The 799-nt window shown below is 45.3% G+C and carries 2 tRNA genes and 2 rRNA genes; all 4 read left to right on the top strand.

Features of this window, described 5'->3' with window-relative positions:
• Positions 1-103: ribosomal RNA gene (locus SC428_RS22115) — 16S ribosomal RNA — on the top strand; the annotation flags it as partial.
• A gap of 67 nt (positions 104-170) precedes the next feature.
• Positions 171-247: transfer RNA gene (locus tag SC428_RS22110), tRNA-Ile, on the top strand.
• Between the two features lie 135 nt (positions 248-382).
• A tRNA-Ala gene (locus tag SC428_RS22105) sits at positions 383-458 on the top strand.
• Positions 459-684: 226 nt separating this feature from the next.
• Positions 685-799 (top strand): 23S ribosomal RNA (locus SC428_RS22100); the annotation flags it as partial.

Raw genomic sequence — 799 nt, 5'->3', positions numbered from 1 at the left:
TAGCTTAACCTTCGGGAGGGCGCTTACCACTTTGTGATTCATGACTGGGGTGAAGTCGTAACAAGGTAACCGTAGGGGAACCTGCGGTTGGATCACCTCCTTACCATTGAAGTGTTTTTGTGAAGTGTTCACACAGATTGTCTGATGAAATAGAGTCAACGGTATCATATAGGCTTGTAGCTCAGGTGGTTAGAGCGCACCCCTGATAAGGGTGAGGTCGGTGGTTCAAGTCCACTCAGGCCTACCAAAATCGAATGAATGCTACGTTGTATCTCAGCTCGTTTACCTAGTGTAAACGTCGCTAAGCTACGCCTTGCCTTAATTCGATTTCGTCTTTAATCACACCGATTAAAGATGGCGATGATACTGTCAAACCTGTTATGGGGCTATAGCTCAGCTGGGAGAGCGCCTGCCTTGCACGCAGGAGGTCAGCGGTTCGATCCCGCTTAGCTCCACCATAATACTTTTGAATTATTCAGAATAGATTAGTTAATTAAATAGTCTATTGCGAATAATTATGCTCTTTAACAATCTGGAACAAGCTGAAAATTGAAAACAACGCACATTGTTTATCGCTTAAACAATGTGAGAGTCTCTCAAAAATCTCAACTTGAAGATGTCGTCAACAGGCAGAAACCGTCGGGTTTCGTGTCGACTGACAGAAAAGACACCTTCGGGTTGTGAGGTTAAGCGACTAAGCGTACACGGTGGATGCCTAGGCAATCAGAGGCGATGAAGGACGTGCTAATCTGCGATAAGCGTCGGTAAGGTGATATGAACCGTTATACCCGACGATTTC

This window comes from Providencia sp. 2023EL-00965, assembly GCF_033550225.1.
Lineage (GTDB): Bacteria > Pseudomonadota > Gammaproteobacteria > Enterobacterales > Enterobacteriaceae > Providencia > Providencia manganoxydans.
Note: the sequence above shows the minus strand (reverse complement) of the source record. Positions and strands in the feature narration are given on the sequence as shown.